General features: G+C 71.0%; 24 protein-coding genes. 18 read left to right on the top strand and 6 right to left on the bottom strand.

What is annotated here, in order from left to right; all coding sequences use genetic code 11:
* Window positions 1-451 (bottom strand): enoyl-CoA hydratase-related protein (locus tag AC27VN_RS08040; protein ID WP_490876191.1); only part of this gene is annotated, 451 nt, incomplete at its 3' end.
* 46 nt (window positions 452-497) lie between these two features.
* The gene (locus tag AC27VN_RS08035) at window positions 498-1,265 is read right to left on the bottom strand and encodes an SDR family NAD(P)-dependent oxidoreductase (protein ID WP_490876190.1); all 768 of its coding nucleotides are present in this window, start codon (window positions 1,263-1,265) and stop codon (window positions 498-500) included.
* 235 nt (window positions 1,266-1,500) lie between these two features.
* Here AC27VN_RS08035 and AC27VN_RS08030 point away from each other — a divergent pair, with 235 nt between their 5' ends.
* From AC27VN_RS08030 to AC27VN_RS07975, 12 genes are read left to right on the top strand one after another with little or no spacing between them, the layout of a single operon-like run.
* Window positions 1,501-2,667, top strand: coding sequence for an ABC transporter substrate-binding protein (locus AC27VN_RS08030; RefSeq protein ID WP_490876189.1), 1,167 nt, complete (start codon window positions 1,501-1,503; stop codon window positions 2,665-2,667).
* A gap of 44 nt (window positions 2,668-2,711) precedes the next feature.
* Window positions 2,712-3,863, top strand: coding sequence for an ABC transporter substrate-binding protein (locus tag AC27VN_RS08025; protein ID WP_490876188.1), 1,152 nt, complete (start codon window positions 2,712-2,714; stop codon window positions 3,861-3,863).
* Window positions 3,864-3,870: 7 nt separating this feature from the next.
* Complete coding sequence (locus tag AC27VN_RS08020) at window positions 3,871-4,677, top strand: ABC transporter ATP-binding protein (RefSeq protein ID WP_490876187.1); 807 nt, start codon at window positions 3,871-3,873, stop codon at window positions 4,675-4,677.
* On the top strand, window positions 4,674-5,420 hold the full coding sequence (locus AC27VN_RS08015; RefSeq protein WP_093352389.1) for an ABC transporter ATP-binding protein: 747 nt from the start codon (window positions 4,674-4,676) through the stop codon (window positions 5,418-5,420). Before AC27VN_RS08020 ends, AC27VN_RS08015 begins: the two co-directional genes overlap by 4 nt.
* Window positions 5,417-6,289, top strand: coding sequence for a branched-chain amino acid ABC transporter permease (locus AC27VN_RS08010; protein WP_093352387.1), 873 nt, complete (start codon window positions 5,417-5,419; stop codon window positions 6,287-6,289). The genes AC27VN_RS08015 and AC27VN_RS08010 overlap by 4 nt, the downstream gene beginning before the upstream one ends.
* A complete protein-coding gene (locus AC27VN_RS08005) occupies window positions 6,289-7,293 on the top strand; it encodes a branched-chain amino acid ABC transporter permease (RefSeq protein WP_296784869.1) in 1,005 nt (334 codons plus the stop codon). Before AC27VN_RS08010 ends, AC27VN_RS08005 begins: the two co-directional genes overlap by 1 nt.
* Complete coding sequence (locus AC27VN_RS08000; RefSeq protein ID WP_490876186.1) at window positions 7,290-8,453, top strand: acyl-CoA dehydrogenase family protein; 1,164 nt, start codon at window positions 7,290-7,292, stop codon at window positions 8,451-8,453. Before AC27VN_RS08005 ends, AC27VN_RS08000 begins: the two co-directional genes overlap by 4 nt.
* 24 nt (window positions 8,454-8,477) lie before the next feature.
* The gene (locus AC27VN_RS07995; protein ID WP_093352379.1) at window positions 8,478-9,161 is read left to right on the top strand and encodes a TetR/AcrR family transcriptional regulator; all 684 of its coding nucleotides are present in this window, start codon (window positions 8,478-8,480) and stop codon (window positions 9,159-9,161) included.
* Window positions 9,115-10,449, top strand: a complete 1,335-nt coding sequence (locus tag AC27VN_RS07990) for a phenylacetate--CoA ligase family protein (protein WP_431514231.1) — start codon at window positions 9,115-9,117, stop codon at window positions 10,447-10,449. The genes AC27VN_RS07995 and AC27VN_RS07990 overlap by 47 nt, the downstream gene beginning before the upstream one ends.
* Window positions 10,442-11,539, top strand: a complete 1,098-nt coding sequence (locus tag AC27VN_RS07985; protein ID WP_208510034.1) for a CoA transferase — start codon at window positions 10,442-10,444, stop codon at window positions 11,537-11,539. Before AC27VN_RS07990 ends, AC27VN_RS07985 begins: the two co-directional genes overlap by 8 nt.
* A gap of 49 nt (window positions 11,540-11,588) precedes the next feature.
* Window positions 11,589-12,407: an SDR family NAD(P)-dependent oxidoreductase gene (locus tag AC27VN_RS07980; RefSeq protein ID WP_490876185.1), complete on the top strand. Its 819-nt coding sequence runs from the start codon at window positions 11,589-11,591 to the stop codon at window positions 12,405-12,407.
* A 4-nt stretch (window positions 12,408-12,411) separates the two neighbouring features.
* Complete coding sequence (locus AC27VN_RS07975) at window positions 12,412-13,635, top strand: CaiB/BaiF CoA transferase family protein (RefSeq protein WP_490876184.1); 1,224 nt, start codon at window positions 12,412-12,414, stop codon at window positions 13,633-13,635.
* 6 nt (window positions 13,636-13,641) lie between these two features.
* On the opposite strand, the gene AC27VN_RS07970 is transcribed toward AC27VN_RS07975, so the two are convergent.
* Entirely contained in the window at window positions 13,642-14,577 is a 936-nt protein-coding gene (locus AC27VN_RS07970; protein WP_490876183.1) for a LysR family transcriptional regulator, read from the bottom strand.
* 251 nt (window positions 14,578-14,828) lie between these two features.
* Here AC27VN_RS07970 and AC27VN_RS07965 point away from each other — a divergent pair, with 251 nt between their 5' ends.
* The 3 genes from AC27VN_RS07965 (at window position 14,829) to AC27VN_RS07955 (ending at window position 18,257) form a co-directional block, all read left to right on the top strand.
* Window positions 14,829-16,289, top strand: a complete 1,461-nt coding sequence (locus AC27VN_RS07965; protein WP_490876182.1) for an aldehyde dehydrogenase — start codon at window positions 14,829-14,831, stop codon at window positions 16,287-16,289.
* Between the two features lies 1 nt (window position 16,290).
* A complete protein-coding gene (locus AC27VN_RS07960) occupies window positions 16,291-17,205 on the top strand; it encodes an NAD(P)-dependent oxidoreductase (RefSeq protein ID WP_490876181.1) in 915 nt (304 codons plus the stop codon).
* A 62-nt stretch (window positions 17,206-17,267) separates the two neighbouring features.
* Window positions 17,268-18,257 (top strand): Bug family tripartite tricarboxylate transporter substrate binding protein, encoded by a 990-nt coding sequence (locus AC27VN_RS07955; RefSeq protein ID WP_490876180.1) that lies wholly within the window; start codon window positions 17,268-17,270, stop codon window positions 18,255-18,257.
* Between the two features lie 30 nt (window positions 18,258-18,287).
* Here the strand turns inward: AC27VN_RS07955 and AC27VN_RS07950 are convergent, their stop codons facing one another.
* From AC27VN_RS07950 to AC27VN_RS07940, 3 genes are all read right to left on the bottom strand, one after another.
* Window positions 18,288-18,587 (bottom strand): type II toxin-antitoxin system Phd/YefM family antitoxin, encoded by a 300-nt coding sequence (locus tag AC27VN_RS07950; RefSeq protein ID WP_490876179.1) that lies wholly within the window; start codon window positions 18,585-18,587, stop codon window positions 18,288-18,290.
* Window positions 18,588-18,661: 74 nt separating this feature from the next.
* Window positions 18,662-19,618, bottom strand: coding sequence for a prolyl aminopeptidase (pip, locus tag AC27VN_RS07945; RefSeq protein ID WP_490876178.1), 957 nt, complete (start codon window positions 19,616-19,618; stop codon window positions 18,662-18,664).
* A 19-nt stretch (window positions 19,619-19,637) separates the two neighbouring features.
* Window positions 19,638-20,456, bottom strand: coding sequence for an IclR family transcriptional regulator (locus tag AC27VN_RS07940; RefSeq protein ID WP_490876177.1), 819 nt, complete (start codon window positions 20,454-20,456; stop codon window positions 19,638-19,640).
* 131 nt (window positions 20,457-20,587) lie between these two features.
* Here AC27VN_RS07940 and AC27VN_RS07935 point away from each other — a divergent pair, with 131 nt between their 5' ends.
* The 3 genes from AC27VN_RS07935 to AC27VN_RS07925 form a co-directional block, all read left to right on the top strand.
* On the top strand, window positions 20,588-21,583 hold the full coding sequence (locus AC27VN_RS07935) for a tripartite tricarboxylate transporter substrate binding protein (RefSeq protein WP_490876176.1): 996 nt from the start codon (window positions 20,588-20,590) through the stop codon (window positions 21,581-21,583).
* Between the two features lie 35 nt (window positions 21,584-21,618).
* Window positions 21,619-22,428, top strand: a complete 810-nt coding sequence (locus AC27VN_RS07930) for an enoyl-CoA hydratase/isomerase family protein (RefSeq protein ID WP_296784836.1) — start codon at window positions 21,619-21,621, stop codon at window positions 22,426-22,428.
* The coding region (locus tag AC27VN_RS07925; RefSeq protein WP_490876175.1) for a CoA-binding protein at window positions 22,425-22,633 on the top strand (209 nt) is incomplete at its 3' end. The genes AC27VN_RS07930 and AC27VN_RS07925, both read left to right, overlap by 4 nt.

Here is a 22,633-nt window from a genome sequence, read left to right as displayed (position 1 = left end):
TGCGGTAGGGCAGCTGGCGCGGCAGCCGCACCAGGCCGCCGGCGGTCGCGGCCAGGCCGCGCTTGACCTCGGGCACGCCGAACTGGGCGTTGTCGGCCGCCACCACCATGTCACAGGCCAGCACCAGCTCGAAGCCGCCGGCCAGCGCATAGCCCTCGACCGCGGCGATCAGCGGCTTCACCGGCGGCTTCGCGGTCAGGCCGCCGAAGCCGCGGCCCTCGATGCTCGGGCGCTCGCCGCGCAGGAAGCCCTTGAGGTCCATGCCGGCGCAGAAGGTGCCGCCGGCACCGGTGAGGATGCCGATGCGCAGGTCGTCGCGCCGGTCGAGCTCGTCGAGCGCGGCCGCGATGCCGCGCGCCACCGCGAGCGTGGCCGCGTTGCGCGCCTGCGGGCGGTTGATGGTGATGGTCAGGATGCCGTCGTTGCTGTCGACGAGGACTTCTTCGGTCATGGGTGCTTCCTCTGGGGGAGAAGGGTGAACGGGGAGTGCGGGCGACTCAGCGCGGCGCCATGCGCAGCGCGCCGTCGAGCCGGATGGTTTCGCCGTTGAGCATCGGGTTGCTCACGATGTGCAGTGCGAGCTGCGCGTATTCGTCGGGCGTGCCCAGCCGCGAGGGATGCGGCACCGAGGCGCCGAGCGAGAGGCGCGCCGCTTCCGACACGCGCGCGAGCATCGGCGTGTCGAAGATGCCGGGCGCGATGGTGCACACGCGGATCGCCTTGCTCGCGAGGTCGCGCGCCGCCACGATGGTCAGGCCCACCACGCCGGCCTTCGACGAGGCATAGCCGATCTGCCCGATCTGGCCCTCGTAGGCCGCCACCGAGGCGGTCAGCACGCAGACGCCGCGCTCGCCCTCGGCCGTGTGCTCGTTGCGCGCCATCCGCGTGGCCACCAGCCGCAGCGTGTTGAAGGTGCCGACCAGGTTGATGCGCACGATGTTCTCGTAGGTCTCGAGCGAACCCGGGCTGCCGTCCTTGTCGACCAGCCGCACCGGGCCGCCGCGGCCCGCGCAGTGCACCAGCACGCGCAGCGGGCCGAAGGACTCGGCCACGTCGCAGGCCGCGTTCATGTCGACCTCGCTGGTGACGTCGGCGGGCGCGAAGCGGACCCGCTCGCCGAGGCTCTTCGCGATGGCCTCGCCCTGCGAGGAGGGCAGGTCGGCGATCACCACGCTGGCGCCCGCCGCGTGCAGCCGATGGACCGTGGCCAGGCCCAGGCCCGATGCGCCGCCGGTGACGAGCGCGCTGATTCCTTCTGTGTTCATGAGTGCTTGCCTTGTGCAGTTGGGAAGATGCGTCGGTTCATGATACATACCGATGAGTATCGTTGCAACGAGACCGCGATGGATTAGCGTGGCATGCCACCTGTACCATAGGGTATTCGCCTAGGGTTCTTTCATCGCGATGGCGTTGACCCGATTAAATACTCAATGGTATGTTCGCTCCGCGGCACGATCTGCGCCGCCTGGCCCGAGGTCGCGCACCGCGCAAGGAGACGAGATGGATCCGACACGACGCATGTTTTCGATGGCCGCGATCGCCGCGGCGGCACCGGCTTCGGGGGCGGGCGCGATGGCGCAGTCGCCCGCGCCGATCAAGGTCGGCGTGATCCTTCCGCTGTCGGGCGGCGCGGGGCCGCAGGGCCAGCACGTGACCGAGGCGATCCAGGCCATGGCCGCGCTGATCAACGAGGCCGGCGGCGTGCTCGGGCGGCCGATCGAAGTGCTGGTGCGCGACGACGAATCGACGCCGGCGGTCGGCGTGTCGCGCGCCAACGAGCTGATCGGGCAGGGCGTGGCCGTGATCATCGAAGGCTGGAACAGCCCGGTGGCGCTGGCGATGCAGCCGGTGATCGCGCGAGCCGGCGTGCTCGACATCACGACCTTCGCCAGCGCCGATGCCGTGCTCTCGGGCGAGGGCAACCCGCTCGCGATCCGCCTCAATGCCTCCAACTCGCAGGGCGGCGCCGCGGTCGCGCAGGCCATCGCCACCGGCTTCAAGGGCCGGCGCATCGCCTTCCTGACCGAGAACGACGCCTACGGCATCGGCACGCAGCAGGCGATCGAGGCCGGGCTCAAGGCGCTGAACCACGACTACCAGAAGGTGGCCGAGGAGAAGTTCCCGTTCACGCAGTCGGACTTCCGCATCGCGCTGACCAGCATCCGCGCCGCCAACCCCGACGTGACCGTCGCGATCAATGCCAACGAGGGCCTGGGCATGCCCGCGATCCTGCGCCAGTTCAAGCAGGGCCGCGTGCCGGGCCAGCTGCTCGCGGCGCTGGGCACGGTGGCGCCGAGTGTGATCTCGGTGGCGGGCGAGGCCGCCAACGGCGTGGCCGGCGTGGACATCTACTTTCCCGACGTCGAGCCCTTCGCCTCCGATCCGGTCAACAAGCGCTTCGTCGCGCGTTCGCAGGCGATGTTCAAGCGCACGCCCGACAAGTTCATGGCGGTGGGCGCGGCCGCGCTGCAGTTCTGGGCCATGGCGGCGAACGAACTCAAGACGCTGGAGCGCGAGCCGCTGGCGCGCCGCATCCGCGGCGGCAGCTTCAAGGGCACGGTGTTCGGCGACGTGAGCTTCGCGCCCAACGGGCAGCTGCAGCTGCCCACCCATGCCTTCACGGTCAGCAACGGCGCGATCGTCGTGCAGAAGCCGGCCGGCCGATAGACGACGAAGAGCCTTTCCCTTCCATAACGAGCTGGAGACACACCATGAAGCTGATTCGGAACCTGATGACGGCGGCGGGCCTGGGCCTCGCGCTGTTCGGCCTCGCGCCGGCCCAGGCGCAGACGCCGCCGACCGTCAAGGTCGGCACCATCTTCCCGCTGTCGGGCGGCGCGGGCCCGCAGGGGCAGCACGTGACGCAGGCGATCCAGGCGATGGCGGCGGTCATCAACGAGAGCGGCGGCGTGCTGGGCCGGCGCATCGAGATCGTCTCGCGCGACGACGAGTCGACGCCGGCCGTGGGCGTCTCGCGCGCCACCGAGCTCGTGAGCTCGGGCGTCGCGGTGATCATCGAGGGCTGGAACAGCCCGGTCACGCTCGCGATGCAGCCGGTGATCGCGCGCGCCGGCGTGCTGGACATCACGGCGGTCTCGAAGGCCGACCCGATCCTCTCGGGCGAAGGCAATCCGTTGGCGGTGCGGCTCAACAGCTCGAACTCGCAGGACGGCGCGGTGATCGCGAACTACATCGCGAAGGTGGTGAAGGCCAAGCGAGTCGCCTTCCTGACCGAGAACGACGCCTACGGCAACGGCGCGCAGGAATCGATCGAGGGCGAGCTCAAGAAGCTCGGCTACGCCTACGAGAAGGTGGCCGAGGAGAAATTCCCGTTCGCACAGGCCGACTTCCGCGTGGCACTGACCAACGTGCGCGCCGCCAACCCCGACATCACGGTGGCGATCAACGCCAACGAGGGCCTGGGCATGCCTGCGATCATCCGCCAGGCCAGGCAGTCGAGGCTGCCGGGCGCGCTGGTGGCCGCGGTGGGCACGGTCGCGCCCAGCGTGATCGACGTGGCCGGCGATGCCGCGCACGGGCTGGTCAGCGCCGACATCTACTTCCCGGCCGTGGAGCCCTTCGTCTCGAACCCCGCCAACCAGCGCTTCGTGGCGAAGACGCAGGAGCTCTTCAAGTACACGCCCGACAAGTTCATGGCGCTGGGCGCCACCTCGCTGCAGGTGTGGGCGATGGCCGCCAACGAGCTCAAGACGCTGGACCGCGAGGCGATCGCCAAGCGCATCCGCGGCGGCAGCTTCAAGGGCACGGTGATGGGCGACCTGACGTTCGAGCCCAACGGCCAGCTGCTGTCGCACCACTACCTGTTCAAGGTGGACGGCCGCAAGATCGTGGTGCAGCAGTGAGCCGGGCATGCACAGCGACGCGATGAACCCGGCGACCGCCAGCGCCACCGCCCCGCCCGCGCTGCGCGTGGAAGGCCTGGGCGTGCGCTACGGCGCGCTGGTCGCGCTCGACGGCGTGGGCTGGGAAGTGGCGCCCGGCGAGCTGCTGGGCATCATCGGCCCGAACGGCGCCGGCAAGAGCTCCTGCTACGACGCCGTGACCGCGATGGTGCGGCGCGGCGGCCGCGTGAGCCTGCACGGGCGCGACGTGACCGCGGTGCCGCCCTACGGCCTCGCGGGCCTGGGCCTGAAGCGCGCGTTCCAGCAGAACGCCTTCTTCGACGACCTCAGCGTGCTCGGAAACTTCGTCGCCGTGCTCGGCGCGCGGGCGCACTCGGGGCTGTGGTCGAGCGTGCTCAACCCGGTCGGTGCCGCGCGCCGGCGTGGCGAGGCCGAGGACTTCGCGGCACGCCAGCTGGTGCGCTTCGGCATCCCGGCGCTCTATCACGCGATGAGCCCGAAGGAGATTCCCTACGGCGTGCAGCGCATGCTGTCGATCGCGCTGGCCTACGGCGCGGGCGCCAGCGTGCTGCTGCTCGACGAGCCGGCCGCGGGCCTGGGCGGCGAGGACATGGCGGCGCTGGTCGCGCTGCTGTCCGCACTCAAGCGCGAGGGCGTGGCGCTGGTGGTGATCGAGCACCACATGGAACTGATCATGGCCGTGGCCGACCGCATCTGCGTGCTCGACCTGGGCCGTCAACTCGCCTACGGCACGCCGGCGGAGATCCAGCGGGATCCGCGCGTGCGCGAGGCCTACCTGGGGAAGGCGCAATGAGCCGCACGGATCAGGACACGGTGCTCGAGGTGCGCGGCCTCGCGGTCTCCTACGCGGGCAACCGCGCGGTGGCGCTCGACGCGCTGCGCGTCGGCCGCGGCGAGATCCTCGGCGTGATCGGCGCCAACGGGGCCGGCAAGTCGACGCTGGTGAACGCGCTCGCGGGCTGGTCGCGCGGCGATCCGCGCGTGGCCGGCGAGGTGGTGCTGAACGGCGAGCGCATCGATGCCTGGCCCACGCACGACCGCGTGCGCGCCGGCCTGCTGCTGGTGCCCGAGGGACGGCTGGTGTTCTCGCGCATGAGCGTGGAGGAGAACCTCTCGACCGCCTTCGCGCCGCTGGCCGCGCCCGGGCGCAAGGTCTACACGCGCGACGAGATCTACGGCCTGTTCCCGCGCCTGCACGAACGCCGCGGCCACCTGGGCGCGCAGCTCTCGGGCGGCGAGCGCCAGATGCTGGGCATCGGGCGCGCGCTGATGATGGGCCCGCGCCTGCTGCTGCTCGACGAACCCTCGATCGGCCTGGCGCCGATGCTGGTCTCGCAGGTGCTGCAGACCATGCGAACGCTGGCCCGCTCGGGCCTTTCCATCCTGCTGGTCGAACAGAACGTGCGCGCCGCCATGGAGGTGGTCGACCGCCTCGTGCTGCTGGAGCGCGGCCGCGTGGTCCTCGAGGGACCGGCGGCCGAGTTCGGCAACGACCCGCGCATCGCGCAAGCCTACCTCGGAGCCCACGCGGCATGAACCTGTTGCAACAACTCATCAACGGCATCGTGCTCGGCCATGCCTACGCGCTGGTCGCGATCGGCTGGACCGTGCTGCTGGGCGTGGCGCGCCTGGTGAACTTCGGCCACGGCCAGATGTACATGCTCGGCGCCTTCGTCAGCTGGTGGGCCGTGACGCGCGCCGGCGTGCCCTACGCGCTGGCGCTGCCGATCGCCATGGCGGTGGGCGCGGCCTTCGGCGTGGCGATGCAGCGCGTGATGCTGCGCGCCACCTTCGAGCAGAACCTGGTCTCGATCATGATCATGACGCTGGGCTTCGGCTACGTGCTGCAGGGCGCGGCGGCGCTGATCTTCGGCTCCACCGGCCAGATCCTCGAGACCGCGCTGTCGCAGCGCGAGATCGACATCGGCGATCTCTGGCTGACCTGGCAGGACGCGGCCATCGTGCTGGCGGCGATCGCGGTCTTCATCGGCCTGAAGTGGACGCTCGACGGCACCCGCACCGGGCGGCTGGTGCGCATGGTGGCGGAGGACCCGAAGCTGGCGCAGCTCGCCGGCGTCAACGTGCGGCGCGTCTACTACGGCGTGTTCGCATTCGAGGGCGCGGCGGTCGCGTTCGCGGCCGGCATGGTCGCGCCGCGCACGCCGATCCTCACCTCGATGGGCTTCGAGGAGGTCATCATGACCTTCGTGGTGGTGGTGCTCGGCGGCATCGGCAGCGTGGCGGGCAGCTACGTGGCGGGCGTGGCGCTCGGCATCTTCACGGCGCTGTTCGGCGCGCTGGTCTCGCCGGCCTACACCACGGCCGCGGCCTTCCTGGTGCTGATCGCGGTGCTGGTATTGCGGCCCGGCGGCCTGGGCGCCGGCGCGCGCGGGGGAGTGCACTGATGGCCCGCCTGCGTCCGCAGCGCGCCGCGCTGCCTATCGTCGCCGTGCTCGTGCTGTTCGCGCCGGGCTGGCTCGGCGGTGGCGCCTCGGTCTACAGCGCGGCCGTGCTGATCGCGATCCTGGCCGTGCTGTCCTACGGCCTCGACGTGATCGTCTCCGACCTCGGCGAGGTCAGCCTCGGCCACACCGTGTTCTTCGCGGTCGGGGCCTACACCACGGCGCTGCTGTCCACGCGTGCGGGTGCCGGCTCCTGGGCCACGCTCGGCGCCTCGATCGCGCTGGCGCTGGTGTTCGCCGCGGCCATCGGGCTGGTGACGCTGCGGCTGCGCGAATTCGTGTTCTCGCTCGTCACCTACGCGATGGCGGTGGTGGCGATGACGCTGGCGGCCAACTGGGCCTTCCTCGGCGGCTCCGACGGCGTGCGCGGGCTGCCGATGCTCGACCTCTCGATCGGGCCGCTGACGCTGACCGCACGCAACGACAAGGAGCTCTGGCCCTACGCCTTCGCGCTGCTGGTGGTGGTGATCTACCTGGTCGACCGCTTCCGCCACTCGCAGCTCGGCGCGGCGGCCATCATGACCCACCTGAACCCGCGGCTCGCGACCATCGGCGGCATCGATCCGGCGCGCGTGCGGCTGCAGGTGTTCCTGTTCTCGGCGCCGATCAGCGCGCTGGCCGGCTGGCTCTACGCCTACCAGCGCGCCTACGTCAGCGCCGACATCCTGGAGAACTACTTCCTGATCCTGATGCTGACGGCCGTGGTGCTGGTCGGGCGCCGGCAGCTGCTGGGCCCGCTGCTGGCGACGGCGCTGGTGCTGGTGCAGGAGAAGTTCTTCTCGCTCGGCGGCTACGTCGACAAGATCGTGCTGGGCAGCGTGCTGGTGCTGATCCTGGCTTTCTTCCCGCAGGGGCTGATGGGCCTGGCCCGTCCGCTGGGCCGCCTGTTCCGCGCGCGCGCCGCCCCGGCCACACCTTCTTTGACCACCCTGGAGACTCCCAAGTGACCGTGATCTGGACCCCATCGCTCGACGACGCCGCCACCCGCTGGCAACAACTGGCCGACCGCCTCGGGCGCGAACGCTTCGCGCCGCTGGCGCCCGAGCTCGACCGCGACCAGCGCTATCCGTGGGAGACCATCGAGGCGCTGGTGGAGCACCGCTTCACCGGCCTGTTCCTGCCCACGCAGTGGGGCGGCGAGGGCCAGAGCCTGACCGCGACCGTGGCCGCGGTCGAGACGCTGGGCATGCATTGCGCGTCGACCGCCGCGATCATGTGCGCCTACCAGCTCGGTGCCTTCCCGATCCTGCTGGCCGGCACCGACGCGCAGAAGGACTTCTACCTGCGCGAGATGACGCAGGGCCGCGCCACCAGCTTCGCGCTGTCGGAGCGCGTGGCGGGCTCGGATGCCGCGGCCATCGAGGCCACGGCGGTGCGCGAGGGCGAGGGCTGGCGCCTGCGCGGCGAGAAGTACTGGATCGGCAACGGCGGCGCCTCGCGCTACTACGTGGTGTTCGCCAAGACCGACCCGGCCGCGGGCGGGCGCGGCATCTCGGCCTTCATGGTCGACAAGGAGAAGCCCGGCGCGGTGGTCGACGAGCTGTCCGACAAGATGGGCATCCGCGGTACCCAGACCTCGAACCTGCGCGTCGACGTGGTCGTGCCCGACAGCGCGCGCATCGGCGAGCTCAACCGCGCGCTGCGGCTGGCGCTGCAGACGCTCAACGTGGGCCGCATCATGGTGTCGGCGCAGTCGATGGGGCTGGCGCTCGCGGCCTTCCGCGAGGCCTCGCAGCGCGCCGTCGAGCGCCGCACCTTCGGCCAGCCGATCGGCGAGAACCAGGGCATCGGCTTCAAGCTGGCCGACATGGCGACCGAGATCTCGGCCGCCCGCATGATGCTGTACGAGGCCGCGCGCGCCTACGACGCTGGCGCCGACGTCTCGAACCTCGGCGCCATGGCCAAGCTCTTCACTTCCGAGGTGGCCCACCGGGCGGCGGACAATGCGGTCCAGATCTGGGGCGGCATGGGCTACTGCAAGCCGACGGTCGCGGAACGGCTGTACCGCGACCAGCGCATCCTCGAGATCTACGAGGGATCGTCCGAAATCCAGCGGCTGGTGTTGTCACGCGCCGTGCGCAAGGAGGCGGAAGATCGGGTGAAGTGAATCACGAAAGAGAAGAGGTTGGCGATGGCGAGTGCACAACAGGCAGTGGTGGATCCGGGCGGCAACGAGTCGCGCAACGAGATCCTGCAGGCGGCGGCGGAACTTTTCATGGAGCTGGGCTATGCGGCGACGTCGATCGACGCGGTGGCGCAGCGCCTGGGCGCCACCAAGGGCCGCATCTACCACCACTACCGCAGCAAGGCCGACCTCTTCTTCGACGTGCAGATCGCCGCGATGAACCGGCTCAACGAGCAGGTCGAGCCGATCGCGCGCGGCGCGGGCGACCCGCTCGAGCGCCTGTCCGCGATGGCGCTGCGCCACACCCAGATCCTGCTGACCGAACTGCCGATGCAGAAGGTGGCGGTGCAGGGGCTGGAGCGGCACCTGCTGGGCGCCTCCTCGGGCGCCAAGCGGCTGCGCTCGGTGGTCAAGATGCGCGACGACTACGAACAGATGTTCGTCGAGGTGATCGACGACGGGGTGCGCGCGGGCCTGTTCGTCGACCAGCCGGCGAAGCTCATCACCAAGCCCTTCTTCGGCGCGCTCAACTGGGCCACCGTCTGGTACAGCCAGCGGCGGCTGCAGAGCGCCGAGGCGGTGGACGACATCGCACATGCCCTGGCAGCCTTCGCGCTGCGCGGGCTTCTCAAGGATCCAAACCATGAAGCAGCAAGAAAGACAGCCCTTTTCCGAGACCATCTGGGATGAGAGGGAGACCTGGTCGCGCGACCGCATCGAGGCCTTCCAGCTCGATGCCCTGCGCCGCCAGCTCGAGCGCGTGGGCCGCACCAGCAGCCACTACCGCAAGGTGTTCGCCGAGGTCGGCTTCGAGCCCGGCGACCTGAAGAGCTTCGCCGACCTGCGCCGGCTGCCGTTCACGCGCAAGGCCGACTACGTCGCCGGCCTCGAGGCACAGCCCCCGTTCGGCGCCCTGGCCGCCGTCGAACCCGGCGAGGCCGTGCGGGTGCATTTCTCCTCCGGCACCACGGCCCGGCCCGCGCCGGTGCTCTGGACCCAGGCCGACATCGAACGCTGGGCCGACCTCTACGCGCGCTACCTCTATGCGCAGGGCCTGCGGCGCGGCGACATCTTCCAGTGCATGTTCAACTACGCGTGGTTCGTCGGCGGCCTCGGCGCCACGCTCGCGGCCCAGCATCTCGGCGCGCTGGTGATCCCGGCCTCCTCGGGCGACACCGAGCGCCAGATCGAGACCATCTTCCAGTACGGCAGCCAGTGCGTGATCGGCACGCCCTCGTTCATGGCCCACATGGCCGAGGCGGCCGAGAAGCTGGGGCGCGACCTGACCACCTCGCGCGTGAAGATGGTCTGCGTGGGCGGCGAGCCCGGCGCCAGCATCCCCGGCACGCGCGAGCGCATCGAGCGCCAGTGGGGCGCGAAGATGTTCGACTGCTACGGCGCGCTCGAATGCCAGCCGATCGGCTGGGACACCGCCGCGCAGCTCGGCCCGACGCTGGCCGAGGACTTCATCTACGTCGAGGTGCTGCATCCCGACACGAAGGAGCCGGTGGCCGACGGCGAGCGTGGCGTGCTGGTGCTGACCCACCTCGACAAGCAGGCCTGCCCGCTGGTGCGCTGGTGGACCGGCGACATGGTGGTGCGCGACAGCCGCACCGCGCCCGACGGCCGCACCCATGCGCGCCTGGCCGGCGGCGTGCTGGGCCGCGCCGACGACATGCTGATCATCCGCGGCGTGAACCTGTTCCCCTCGGCGGTCGAGGACATCGTGCGCGCCTTCCCGGGCCTGAGCAACGAGTACCTGCTGGTGCTCGACGACAGCGTGAAGGATCCGCACACCGGCTTCCTCACCGGCGTGAAGCTGCGCGTGGAGCGCGCGGCAGGCGCGCCGGCCGACCTCGGCGAGCGGCTGTCGCAACGGCTGCGCGAGAAGCTGCAGGTGCGCTTCCATGTCGAGGTGGTCGAGTCCGGCACCCTGCCGCGCACCATCCACAAGGCCACGCGGGTGGTGCATGCCTGAGGCGCGGGCCCAGGGCCTGCCGCGCCCGCTGGCCGGCCGGCGCGTGGTCGACCTGTCGCAGTTCATCGCCGGGCCCACGGCGGCCCAGTACCTCGCGGACTTCGGCGCCGAGGTCACGAAGGTCGAGTCGCCGCAGGGCGACGGCGTGCGCACCCTGCCGGGCAACGGCTTCGGCAGCTACTACGCGCGCAGCTTCAACACCGGCAAGACCAGCCGGGTGCTGAACCTGCGCGAGGCCGCCGACCGCGCGGCGCTCGATGCCATGCTCGAGGAGGCCGACGCCTTCGTCTGCAACCTCGCGCCCGCGTCGCTGAGCGGCCTGGGCCTGGACGGGCCGACGCTGCGCGAACGCTTCCCGCGGCTGGTGATCGTGCTGATCTCGGGCTACGGCCAGCAGGATGCACGCATCTGCATGGACACCATCGCGCAGTGCGAGTCGGGCTTCGCGCTGCTCAACGGCGACGAGGATGGCTCGCCGCGGCTGTCGACCAGCTGGCCGATCGACATGTTCTGCGGCATGTACGCCGGCATGAGCTGCGCCATGGCCATGCTCGACCCCGCGCGCCAGGGCTGCCTGGTCGACCTGTCGATGATGGAGGTCGCGGCCAGCATGCTGATCGGGCCGGCGATGCTCGCGGTCAGCGAGGGCGACGCGCTCGATCCGCCGATGGGCAACCGCGACCGCGCCTCCGCGCCCTCGAGCATCTACCGCTGCGCCGACGGCCACGTCTACATCCTCGGCGGGCTCGATGCCTACTGGCGCCGGCTGCGGCCGCTGGTGGGCGCCGACGACGCGCCGATCAAGGAGCGCATCGCGCGCGCCGCGCATTTCGACGCCCAGGTCGAGGCCTGGACGCTGCCGCGCCGGCGCGACGAGGTGCTGGCGCAGATGCGGGCGCTGCAGATACCGGCCGGCAACGTGCGGCCGCCCGAGGAGGCGCTGGCCATGATCCGCGCGCTGCGGCCCGGCGCGGTCTCGCAGGCGCTGCCATCGGGCGAGCACGTGCCCGCGTTCCCGGCGCTGTTCGACGGGCAGCGGCTGCCGCGCAGCGCCACGCCGCACGTGGGCGGCGGCCTGCGCTTCGCCTGAACCCGCGTTCCTTCCCCTTCTTCCATCCTTCCGATCCGAGGAGCCTTCGATGGCCAGCACTTCTTCCCTTCCCGCCGCCGACGCGCTGCGGGTCATGCGGCCCGGCGTCCACCAGGGACGCTCGGCCTTCATTACCGGCGCCGGCTCCGGCATCGGCCGCGCGATCGCGCTGCGGCTGATGGCGCTGGGCATGGACGTCTTCGGCACCGGCCGCCGCGCCGAGGCGCTCGAGGAGACCGGCCAGCTGGCCGAGGGCCTCGCGGGCCGCTTCGGCTTCGAGACCTGCAACGTGCGCGACACCGAGGCGATCGAGGCGCTGGTCGCTCGCGTCGGCCAGCGCCAGGGCATCGACCTGCTGGTGAACAACGCGGGCGGCCAGTTCTTCGCGCCCGCCACCGGCATCAGCCGCAAGGGCTGGGACGCCGTGATCGACGTCAACCTGTCGGCCATCTTCGTCGTGACCAAGGCCGCCTATCCCTTCCTCAAGGCGCGCAAGGGCTCGGTGGTCAACATCTCGCTGTCGGGCGTGGACCGCGGCTCGATGGGCATCGCGCATTCGATCGCCGCGCGTGCCGGCGTGCTGGGCCTGATGCGCACGCTGGCGCTCGAATGGGCCAGGGACGACATCGCGCTCAACTGCATCGGCCCCGGCGCGGTGCTGACCGAGGGCCTGGCCGGCGAGGCCGCGAAGGCGATGCTAGACCGGCTGGTCGACGCCACGCCGATGGGCCGCGCCACCAGCGTGGAGGAGGTGGCCGAGCTGGTCGCCTTTCTCGCCACGCCGGCCGCGCACCTCATGACCGGCCAGCTGATCCAGATCGACGGCGCGGCCCATCTGGGCACGGGCCTGCACATGCTGGCGGTCTGAAGCGATGAACGGCGCTCTCTCGCATGTGAAGGTGCTCGACCTGTCGCGCGTGCTGGCCGGCCCCTGGGCCTCGCAGATGCTCGCCGACCTCGGCGCCGACGTGATCAAGGTCGAGCGGCCCGGCAGCGGCGACGACACGCGCAGCTGGGGCCCGCCCTTCCTGCACGACCGCGACGGCCAGCCCACGCCCGACGCGGCCTACTACCTGTGCGCCAACCGCAACAAGCGCTCGGTCACCATCGACATCACCACGCCCGAGGGCCAACAACTGGTGCGCGAGCTCGCGGCACAGTGCGACGTGCTGGTGGAGAACTACAAGGTCGGCGGCCTCGCGCAGTACGGCCTCGACTACGCCACGCTGCATGCCGAGTTCCCGCGGCTGGTGTACTGCTCGATCACCGGCTTCGGCCAGACCGGCCCCTACGCGCCGCGCGCGGGCTACGACTTCCTGGTGCAGGCCATGGGCGGGCTCATGAGCGTCACCGGCCGCGCGGAATCGGAGCAGGGCGCCGGGCCGCTCAAGGTCGGTGTCGCGGTGGCGGACCTGTTCACCGGCCTGTACGCCTCGAACGCGATCCTGGCCGCGCTGGCCTACCGCGAGCGCAGCGGCCAGGGCCAGCACATCGACCTCTCGCTGCTCGACGTGCAGGTGGCCTGCATGGCGAACCAGGGCATGAACTTCCTCTACGGCGGCCGCTCGCCGGGCCGGCTCGGCAATGCGCATCCCAACGTCGTGCCGTACCAGGACTTCCCGACCGCGGACGGCGACGTGATCATCGCGGTCGGCAACGACGGCCAGTTCGCGCGGCTGTGCACGGCCATCGGCCGGCCGGCGCTGGCCACCGACGAGCGCTTCGCGACCAACCTCGCGCGCATCGCGCACCGCATCGAGCTGATCCGGCTGCTGCGCGAATGCACGCTGACGCGCTCCACCGACGAATGGGTGGCGGCGCTCGAGGCGGCCGAGGTGCCCTGCGGCCCCATCAACGACCTCGCGCGCGTGTTCGAGGACGCGCAGGTGATCGCGCGCGGCATGAAGATCGAGGTCGAGCACACCACGGCCGGCGCCATTCCGCTGGTGGCCAATCCGATCCGGCTGTCGGCCTCGCCGGTGGCCTACCGGCGCGCGCCGCCGACCCTGGGCCAGCACACGCGCGAGGTGCTGGCCGAGGAGCTCGGCTGCGATGCCGAACGGATCGATCGGCTCGCGGCGAGCCGGGTCATCTGAGCGGCGTCAGTCCAGCCGCAGCTCGGGCGGCGGCACCGCCGAGGCCGCGGGCAGCTCCGCGCGCAGGAAGTCGATCAGCGCGCGCAGCTTCGCGGGCACGCGGCGCCGGTCGGGGTAGTAGAGCGTGAGGCCCGGCAGCACCGGGCTCCAGTCGGCCAGCAGCCGCACCAGCAGGCCCTGCTCGATCAGCGGCTCGATGTAGCCGTTGATCATGTAGGCGACGCCGATGCCGTCGAGCGCCGCGCGCACCAGTGCGGCCGAGTCGTTGAGCACGAGCCGGCCGTCGATCGCGAGCTGCAGCGTCTCGTCGCCGCGCGCGAACTGCCAGCGCTCGACCTGGCCGGTGCTGACGTGGCGAAAGCCGATGCAGTCGTGCGCCAGCAGTTCGGTGGGATGCGCGGGCGTGCCGTGGCGCGCGAGGTAGTCGGGCGAGGCGATCACGTGCGCTTCGATGCGCGGCCCGATCCTGACCGCGATCATGTCCTTCTCGACCAGGTCGCCGAAGCGGATGCCGGCATCGAAGCCCTGCGCCACGATGTCCACCAGCTGGTTCTCGATCCGCAGCTCGAGCTTGATGTCGGGGAAGCGATCGAGAAAGCGCCGCAGCACCGGCTGCAGGCCGATGGTGTAGCCCGCGCGCGGCACGTTGAGCCGCAGCAGGCCGCTCGGATGGTCGGCCTCGCGGCCCAGCTCTTCGGATACGGCGGCGAGCTCCGACACCACCGGCCGCACCTTCTCGAGATAGCGCTCGCCGACCTCGGTGAGGCTCACGCTGCGCGTGGTGCGGTTGAACAGCGTGATTCCGAGGCGCCGCTCGAGGCTGCGGATCGACTGGCTCACGGCCGAGGGCGTGACGCCCAGGCGCACCGCAGCGGCCGAGAAGCCGCGTTCCTCCGCCGCCACGATGAAGGCGATGAGTCCATCCAGCAGGTCCTGGCGCATGCGGCGCTCTCCATTGCGAAATCGAAGCGCCGAGTCTAGTGGCGGCTTTGCGATCTGTTAGCCGGGCTTGCAAGCCCATGCAGCGCCGGCGCCTTGTCGCCGCGCGCTCTGCTGCGTAGCCTGCGCCTGTCCCTTCTCACCATTCCACTGCTTGGAATCGAGCGGTGTCGCGAGCCGCGCGCCCTTCCTACCATGCATCCATTCTTCCTATCCACCGAGACAGCGGCCATCACGGCCCCAAGGAGACTTCCATGAGCGCGAGCACGCAAAGCGCGGGCGTCAGGCCCTTCCTGATCGGCGCCACCTGGACAACAGGACAGGGCACGCCCTTCGAATCGATCAATCCCGCCACCGGCGTGCTCAACGGCCTGATCGGCAGCGCGAGCCGCGAGGACGTGGACCTCGCGGTGCGCACCGCCAAGGCCGCGCAGGCCCGGCCCGAGTGGCGCGCGATGCTGCCGCACCGGCGCGCGGCGATCCTGCACCGCATCGCCGACCTGATCGAGGCCAATGCCGAGGAACTGGCCGAGCGTCAGATGCGCGAGAACGGCAAGCTGCGCGCCGAATGCGTGGCGCAGGCGGCCGGCGGCGCGGCGGCGTACCGCTACTTCGCGTCGATCTGCGAGACCATCCCGTCGGAAGTGGCGCCCTCGCGCGGCGACCACCTGTCGATGGTGCTCTACGAGCCCTTCGGCGTGGTGGCCGCGATCACGCCCTGGAATTCGCCGCTCACGCTCGAGTCGCAGAAGGTGGCGGCAGCGCTCGCGGCCGGCAACGCGGTGGTGCTCAAGCCTTCGGAGTTCACGCCGACCATCGCGCTGCGCGTGGCCGAGCTCGCGCTCGAAGCCGGCCTGCCGCCGGGCATCCTCAACGTCGTGACCGGCCTCGGCGCCGAGACCGGCTCGGCGCTGGTCGCGCATCCCGAGGTGCGGCTGATCTCGTTCACCGGCGGCACCGCCACCGGCAAAGCGATCGCGCGCGAGGCCGCGGGCCGCATGGCCGCGGTGGCGCTCGAGCTCGGCGGCAAGTCGCCGCACATCGTGTTCGCCGACGCCGACCTCGACAAGGCGCTGCAGGGCGTGCTGCATGGCGTGTTCTCGTCCAGTGGCCAGTCGTGCATCGCGGGCACGCGGCTGTTCGTCGAGCGCGGCATCCACGACGCCTTCGTCGCGCGGCTGGTGCAGGCCGCCAAGGCGCTGCGCGTGGGTCCGCCCGACGATGCGCGCTCGCAGGTGGCGCCGCTGTCGTCCTTCGTGCACCGCGACAAGGTCGAGGCCATGGTCAACATGGCGCGCGAGGACGGCGCCGAGGTGCTGGCCGGCGGCAGCCGCCCGGCCGACCCCGCGCTGGCCGATGGCGCCTACTACCTGCCCACCCTCATCGGCGGCGTGACGAACGATGCGCGCATCTGCCAGCAGGAGGTGTTCGGCCCGGTGCTGTGCGTGATGCCCTTCGACGGCGAGGAGGACCTCGTCGCGCAGGCCAACGACACTTTCTTCGGCCTGGCCGCGGGCGTGTGGACGCGCGACTTTCCCAAGGCCTGGCGCGTGGCGCGCGCGGTCGAGGCCGGCACGGTCTGGATCAACACCTACAAGACGCTCAGCGTGTCAGTGCCTTTCGGCGGCTTCAAGGAAAGCGGCTCGGGACGCGAGAAGGGCTTCTTCGGCATCCGCACCTATCAGGAAGCCAAGACCGTGATGGTGGGGCTCTGAGATGACGCAACGGACCCTGGGTTTCATCGGCCTCGGCGTGATGGGCGAGCCCATGTGCGCCAACCTCGCGGCGAAGAGCGGTGCGCGCGTGCTGTGCCATGACCTCGATGCCGCGCCGATGCGGCGGCTGGCCGAGCGCGGCGCCGTGCCGGCCGACTCGCTGCGCGCATTGGCGCACGAGGCCTCGGTGGTGTTCCTCTGCCTCGCGAGCGCGCAGGCGGCGGAGTCGGTGGTCGAGGCGCTGGCCGAGGCCTGGCAGGACGGAGAAGGCGGGGAGGGCGGCCGCACCGTGGTCGACATGGGCACCACCTCCGTGCTGGCCACGCGCCGCATGGCCGAGCGGCTCGCGCAGGCCGGCCATCGCTTCGTCGACGCACCGGTGGCGCGCATGCCCGCGGCCGCCATCGCGGGCACGCTGAGCATCATGGCCGGCGGCACGGCCGAGGACGTGAGCGCGCTGATGCCCCACTTCCGCTGCATGGGCAGCGACATCACGCATTGCGGCGGCACCGGCGCGGGCCAGGTGGTGAAGATCCTGCACAACACCGTGCTGTTCGAGGCCGTGCAGGCCCTGGCCGAGGCGATGGCCGTGGCGCGCGCGCATGGCGTGGACGGCGCGGTGCTGCTCGATGCCATCGAACTGGGCTCGGCCGACAGCCGCGCCGCGCGCGTGCAGGGCCGCGAGGCGCTGCTGCCGCGCCACTATCCCGAGGGCCGCTTCGCGACGCGCTATGCGCTCAAGGACGTGAGCCTCGCGCTCGAGCTCGCGCAGGCCGTGGGGCTCGAGGCCGCGATGGCGCGCGAGACCGCGTCGACGCTGCGGCGCACGATCGACGCGGGCTGGGGCGACCGCTACTACCCGGCGCTCTACGAGCTCGTGTCGGCCGCGCCGCCGCGCGACGCCGCGAACGACTGAAGTCTTTCTCTTCTTCTCCCGATTCATCACAACGCATGCCGCACCAGCGGCAGGAGACAGCCATGACCGCTTCCTTCCTCTTTCTTCTCTCGCGGCGCGCCGCCCTCGGCGGCCTGCTCGCGCTGGGCCTCGCCGCCTCCGCGGCCGCCGCGTTCCCCGACAAGCCCATCACGCTCGTCGTGCCCTTCCCCGCGGGCGGCGCCACCGATGCGATGGCGCGCTTCACCGCGACCCGGCTCTCGAAGGAGCTGGGCCAGCCCGTGGTGGTCGACAACCGCGGCGGTGCCGGCGGCGCGATCGCGGCCGAGGTGGCACTGGCCGCGCCGAAGGACGGCTACACGCTGTTCTTCACCACCACCGGCACGATGGCGATCAACCCCTTCATCTACCGCAAGCTCAAGTACAACCCGCTGACCGACTTCGAGCCCATCGGCAACGTGGCCTCGGCCTCGAACGTGCTGGTGGTGCATCCCTCGGTGAAGGCGAACACGGTGGCCGAACTGATCGCGCTGGCCAAGGCCAACCCCGGCAAGCTGACCTACGCCTCGGCCGGCATCGGCGCATCGAGCCACCTGTCGGGCGCGCTGTTCGAGAGCATGACCGGCACGCAGATGCTGCACGTGCCCTACAAGGGCTCCGCGCCCGCGCTGTCGGATTTCCTCGCGGGCCGCGTCGACATGATGTTCGACACCGCCTCGACCCATGCGCCCTACGTCAAGGCCGGCAAGATCCGCGCGCTGGCCGTGACCAGCCCGCGCAAGTCGCCCGCCTTCCCCGGCGTGCCCTCGATCGCCGAGGCCGGCGTGCCGGGCTACGACGTCTCGATCTGGTTCGGCGTGGCCGCGCCCGCGGGCGCGCCCAGGCCCGCGATCGACCGCCTCTCGGCCGCGCTCGAGAAGGCCTGGCAGGCCCCCGACATCAAGGCCGCGCTGGCCGAGGTGGGGGCCGATCCGCAGTACCTGGGGCCGGCCGAGTACAAGCGATTCATTGCGGCGGAGCACCAGAAGTGGGGGCGGATCGTGAAGGCGGCGGGGGCGGAGGGGCAGGATTGAGTGGAAGGCGTGAGCGCAGCTTCAATGGCGTCAAGGTCTTGCCTGACCCCGGCGACGTTGGAGGGACGATAGAACGTCGCGAGCATCCTTGACCTGGCAAGCTGCGATATCGGCCAGACCTTGGCTGGCGTCTTCGATCAACAGCAGATGGATGCGCTCATGCTCCAGCCGGTGATAGTGGTCGAGCCGCTGCGCGTCGATGAGGGCAACGTAGGGCTCGCCATTCCTGGTGAGAATCTTCTCGGCGCCGGCCCTGACTTCGTCGGCCAGCCTGGACAGGTTCGCCCTGGCTTGCGACAGCGGAATCACGTCACGGTCTGGGATGGCCATGGATGCATCCTCGAGATGGGAGGTGAAGGATTCTGCCCATTTCGCGCCAAGGCCTTCGTACCGTTGGGATCATCTCAACGACCGGCAAACCCATCCGTCGCCCGCAGCAAGCGATCGAGGATCCCGGGCTCCGAATACGCATGACCGGCCCCCTCGATCAGGTGGAACTCCGCCTCGGGCCAGGCCTTGTGCAGGGCCCAGGCGTAGCGCGCGGGGCAGGGCATGTCGTAGCGGCCGTGCACGATCACGCCCGGGATGCCGTGCAGCCGGTGCGCGTCGCGCAGCAGCTGGCCGTCCTCGAGCCAGGCGTCGTGCACGAAGTAGTGATTCTCCAGCCGTGCGAAGGCCAGCGCGAAATGGTCGTCGGCATGCGAGGCCGCGAGCGCTGGGCTGGGCAGCAGCGTGATGGTCTGGCCTTCCCAGACGCTCCAGGCGCGCGCGGCCTCGATCTGGGCCACCGGGTCGTCGCCGGTCAGCCGCTTGCGGTAGGCCGCGATCATGTCGCCGCGCTCGGCCTCGGGGATCGGGGCCTGGAACTGCTCCCAGCGGTCGGGGAACATCTCCGACACGCCGAACTGGTAGTACCAGTCGAGCTCGGCGCGCGTGACGGTGTAGATGCCGCGCAGCACCAGCTCGCTGACGCGCTCGGGGTGCTTCTGCGCATAGGCCAGTGCCAGCGTCGAACCCCACGAACCGCCGAACACCAGCCAGCGCTCGGCGCCCACCAGCGCGCGCAGGCGCTCGATGTCGGCCACCAGGTGCCAGGTGGTGTTGGCCTCGAGGCCCGCATGCGGCTGCGACAGGCCGCAGCCGCGCTGGTCGAACAGCAGCAGGTCGTAGCGCGCGGGATCGAACAGCCGCCGGTGCTCGGGCGAGATGCCGCCGCCGGGGCCGCCGTGCAGGAACACCGCGGGCTTGGCGCCGGGCGTGCCCACGCGCTCGTAGCGGATGCGGTGGCCGTCGCCCACGTCGAGCATGCCGCTCTCGTAGGGTTCGATCGGGGGATAGAGCTGGCGCAGGGTGTCGGTCATTCGATGCTTCCTTCGGGGTTCATGCAAAGCCGCGCGCGAGCGCGCGTTCCACGTCGGCCACCAGCGCGAGCAGCGCTGGCGAGAGTTCGCGCACCACGCTCGCGAGCGATTCGCTGCTGGAGACGCTGAGGTTGAGCACATAGCCCGAGGCGCCCGGCGCTTCGTCGGGCTGCGCGGCGGGCAGGCGGATCGGCGCGGCGAGCGCCACCACCTCGGGCTGCCAGGCGGCGGCGCAGAAACCGCGCGCGTTCACGTTCGCGATGGCGGCCTCTATCTCCTCGCGCAGCGCCGGCCACTGCTCGCGCCGGCGCTGCTTGAACAGCGCATAGAGCGCCTTGCGCCGCGCCTCGCCGGCCGTGGCCAGCCAGGCGCGCCCGAGCGAGGTGAGCTCCATCGGCACGCGCTGGCCCGAGACCACGTTGCGCAGCGACACGCGGCGGTTGTAGCGGATCGACTCGAGATAGACCATCTCGTCGCGGTCGGGCGCGGCCAGGCCGACGTTGATGCGGCGCGACTCGGCCAGCGCGCGCATCTTCGGTGCGGCCAGCGACAGCACGCTGGAGCCCGAGCGCATCGCATGCGCGAGGCTCAGCACCGCGGGCGCGAGCCGGTAGGCGCGCTGGCCCGCATCGACCTGCAGCATGCCCGCGCCCACCAGCGTCTGCGTGAGGCGGCTCACGGTGGAGCGCGACAGGCCGGTGCGGTCGGCAAGCTCGGCATTGCCCAGCAGCTCGGAGCCCGGACGGAAGGCACGCAGGATTTCCACGCCGCGTTCCAGCGAACGGTTGGCCGGCGAGATGCCGGGCTTCTGCTCGAGCGAGGGGGTCATGCGGCTCATGCGGGCTCCATGCTGGCCTGGTTTCGATTCCATTGCTTGGAATTGGGGGAGTGTATGCGCAGGCCCTCGTGCCTATGCTTTTCCCCTATGGCGCGGGGAGCTTTTTCCGCCCGCGCCGACAAGGAGACAGCATGCAATTTCGAATCGACGGGCACGCGCGACGCGTGCTCATGAGCCTGGCAACCGGCCTGGCCCTCGCCTTGGCGATGGGCGGCGCGGCCGCGCAGGCCTTCCCCACGAAGCAACCGATCCGCCTCGTGGTGCCGTTCGCGGCCGGCGGCGGCACCGACGTGATCGCGCGCGTGCTTGGCGCGGGCATCGGCGCCGAACTGAAGCAGTCGGTGATCGTCGAGAACAAGCCCGGCGCCGGCACGATCATCGGCAGCGACTACGTCGCCAAGAGCGCACCCAATGGCTACACGCTGCTGATGGCGACCTTCGCGCACGCGGTCAACCCCAGCCTGCAGCCCAAGCTGCCCTACGACCAGGCCAAGGCCTTCGCACCATTGAGCCTGGTCGGCCGCTCGCCCAATGTGCTGGTGGTGCGCAGCGACCGCGACTTCCGCTCGGTGGCCGACCTGCTCGCGTTCGCGAAGGCGCATCCGGGCAAGCTCAGCTACGGGTCGTTCGGCAACGGCACCTCGGCGCACCTCGCGGGCGAGCTCTTCAAGCGGCTCGCGCAGGTCGACCTCACGCACGTGCCGTATCGCGGCTCGGCGCCGGCGCTGACCGACCTGCTCGGCGGCCAGATCGACCTGATGTTCACCACCGCCGCGAGCGTGGCGCCCTACATCGCGAGCGGCAAGCTGCGCGCGCTGGCCGTGACCTCGCCGCAGCGCTCGCCGGCCATGCCCTCGGTGCCCACGGTGGCCGAGAGCGGCGTGCCCGGCTACGTGGCCGAGAGCTGGTACGGGCTCTATGCGCCGGCCGGCACGCCCACCGAGGTGGTGGCGCGGCTCAACGCCGCGATCCGCAAGGCGGCGCACAGCGAGACCTTCAGCAAGCGCATCGCCGACGAGGGCATCGTGGTGATCGCCTCGCCGCCCGAGGAACTGACGCGCTACGTCGCCGCCGAGCAGGCCCGCTGGGGCCAGCTGGTGCGCGAGGCGCACATCCAGCTCGACTGAGCGAGCCCTCTTCCATTCTTCATCCCCTTGCCGACATGACCACTCCCACCTCATCCATCCAGCTTCGCACCGAGGACGGCGTTGCCATCCTCACGCTCGACCGCCCCGAGGTGCGCAACGCTGTCGACGACGCCATGCGTGGCGAACTCATGGCCGCGCTCGAGCGCGTGAACCGCGACGACAGCGTGCGCGCGCTGGTGCTCACCGGCGCGGGCAAGGCCTTCTGCGCGGGCGGCGACATCCGCGCGATGCAGCAGCGCATGCAGGCCCCGGCCGGCGAGATCGCCTACAACGGCTGGGCGCGGCAGCAGCGCACCCACCATGCGCTGAGTGCGCTGCACGACCTGCCCAAGCCCACCATCGCCGCGGTGAACGGTGCCTCGACCGGCCTGGGCACCGACCTCGCGATGGCCTGCGACTTCGTGATCGCCTCCGAGCCGCATGCCAGCTTCGCCTGGAACTACGTGCTGCGCGGGCTGATTCCCGATGGCGGCGGCATGTACTTCCTGCCGCGCCGCGTGGGCCTGGCGCGCGCCAAGGCGCTGATCTTCACGGGCCGCACCGTGCGCGCCAACGAGGCGATCGAGCTCGGCATCGCCGATCGCCTGAGCACGCCCGAGGCGCTGCTGGCCGACGCGACCGGCTGGGCGCGCGAACTCGGCGCGGGCTCGCGCACCGCGGTCGCGCTGGCCAAGGGCATCCTGAACCAGAGCTTCGAGCTGCAGGCCGAACAGGTCTTCGGCCTCGGCAGCCAGGCGCAGGCGATCTGCTACACCTCGAACGAGCACCGCGCTTCGGTCGAGGCCTTCCTCGCGAAGTCGGCGGCCAAGGAGGGCGCGCGATGAGCGATGCCATCTCCCCGATCTCCCGCCTGATCCGCCCGCGCAGCGTGGCGGTGATCGGCGCCTCGGCCGACCTCGCGAAGACCTCGGGCCGACCCGTCGCCTATCTGCAGAAGCATGGCTTCGCTGGCGCGGTCTATCCGGTGAACCCGAAGGCGGAGACGATTGCGGGCCTGCGCTGCTACCCCGACATCGGCGCGCTGCCCGA

This window comes from Variovorax sp. 20P10.2.4 (genome assembly GCF_058244205.1).
The sequence above is the reverse complement of the archived record's forward strand: the minus strand, read 5'-3'. Positions and strand labels throughout refer to the sequence as shown.

What these genes read in the sequence shown, in the direction of transcription:
- AC27VN_RS07995 (WP_093352379.1), top strand. Translation starts at nt 8,478, where the DNA reads ATGGCGAGTGCACAACAGGCAGTGGTGGATCCGGGCGGCAACGAGTCG.
- AC27VN_RS07975 (WP_490876184.1), top strand. Translation starts at nt 12,412, where the DNA reads ATGAACGGCGCTCTCTCGCATGTGAAGGTGCTCGACCTGTCGCGCGTG.
- AC27VN_RS08030 (WP_490876189.1), top strand. Translation starts at nt 1,501, where the DNA reads ATGGATCCGACACGACGCATGTTTTCGATGGCCGCGATCGCCGCGGCG.
- AC27VN_RS07990 (WP_431514231.1), top strand. Translation starts at nt 9,115, where the DNA reads ATGAAGCAGCAAGAAAGACAGCCCTTTTCCGAGACCATCTGGGATGAG.
- AC27VN_RS07970 (WP_490876183.1), bottom strand. Translation starts at nt 14,577, where the DNA reads ATGCGCCAGGACCTGCTGGATGGACTCATCGCCTTCATCGTGGCGGCG.
- AC27VN_RS07930 (WP_296784836.1), top strand. Translation starts at nt 21,619, where the DNA reads ATGACCACTCCCACCTCATCCATCCAGCTTCGCACCGAGGACGGCGTT.
- pip (WP_490876178.1), bottom strand. Translation starts at nt 19,618, where the DNA reads ATGACCGACACCCTGCGCCAGCTCTATCCCCCGATCGAACCCTACGAG.
- AC27VN_RS07960 (WP_490876181.1), top strand. Translation starts at nt 16,291, where the DNA reads ATGACGCAACGGACCCTGGGTTTCATCGGCCTCGGCGTGATGGGCGAG.
- AC27VN_RS08010 (WP_093352387.1), top strand. Translation starts at nt 5,417, where the DNA reads ATGAACCTGTTGCAACAACTCATCAACGGCATCGTGCTCGGCCATGCC.
- AC27VN_RS08015 (WP_093352389.1), top strand. Translation starts at nt 4,674, where the DNA reads ATGAGCCGCACGGATCAGGACACGGTGCTCGAGGTGCGCGGCCTCGCG.
- AC27VN_RS07985 (WP_208510034.1), top strand. Translation starts at nt 10,442, where the DNA reads ATGCCTGAGGCGCGGGCCCAGGGCCTGCCGCGCCCGCTGGCCGGCCGG.
- AC27VN_RS07940 (WP_490876177.1), bottom strand. Translation starts at nt 20,456, where the DNA reads ATGAGCCGCATGACCCCCTCGCTCGAGCAGAAGCCCGGCATCTCGCCG.
- AC27VN_RS07955 (WP_490876180.1), top strand. Translation starts at nt 17,268, where the DNA reads ATGACCGCTTCCTTCCTCTTTCTTCTCTCGCGGCGCGCCGCCCTCGGC.
- AC27VN_RS08020 (WP_490876187.1), top strand. Translation starts at nt 3,871, where the DNA reads ATGCACAGCGACGCGATGAACCCGGCGACCGCCAGCGCCACCGCCCCG.
- AC27VN_RS07950 (WP_490876179.1), bottom strand. Translation starts at nt 18,587, where the DNA reads ATGGCCATCCCAGACCGTGACGTGATTCCGCTGTCGCAAGCCAGGGCG.
- AC27VN_RS07980 (WP_490876185.1), top strand. Translation starts at nt 11,589, where the DNA reads ATGGCCAGCACTTCTTCCCTTCCCGCCGCCGACGCGCTGCGGGTCATG.
- AC27VN_RS08025 (WP_490876188.1), top strand. Translation starts at nt 2,712, where the DNA reads ATGAAGCTGATTCGGAACCTGATGACGGCGGCGGGCCTGGGCCTCGCG.
- AC27VN_RS08005 (WP_296784869.1), top strand. Translation starts at nt 6,289, where the DNA reads ATGGCCCGCCTGCGTCCGCAGCGCGCCGCGCTGCCTATCGTCGCCGTG.
- AC27VN_RS07965 (WP_490876182.1), top strand. Translation starts at nt 14,829, where the DNA reads ATGAGCGCGAGCACGCAAAGCGCGGGCGTCAGGCCCTTCCTGATCGGC.
- AC27VN_RS08035 (WP_490876190.1), bottom strand. Translation starts at nt 1,265, where the DNA reads ATGAACACAGAAGGAATCAGCGCGCTCGTCACCGGCGGCGCATCGGGC.
- AC27VN_RS07935 (WP_490876176.1), top strand. Translation starts at nt 20,588, where the DNA reads ATGCAATTTCGAATCGACGGGCACGCGCGACGCGTGCTCATGAGCCTG.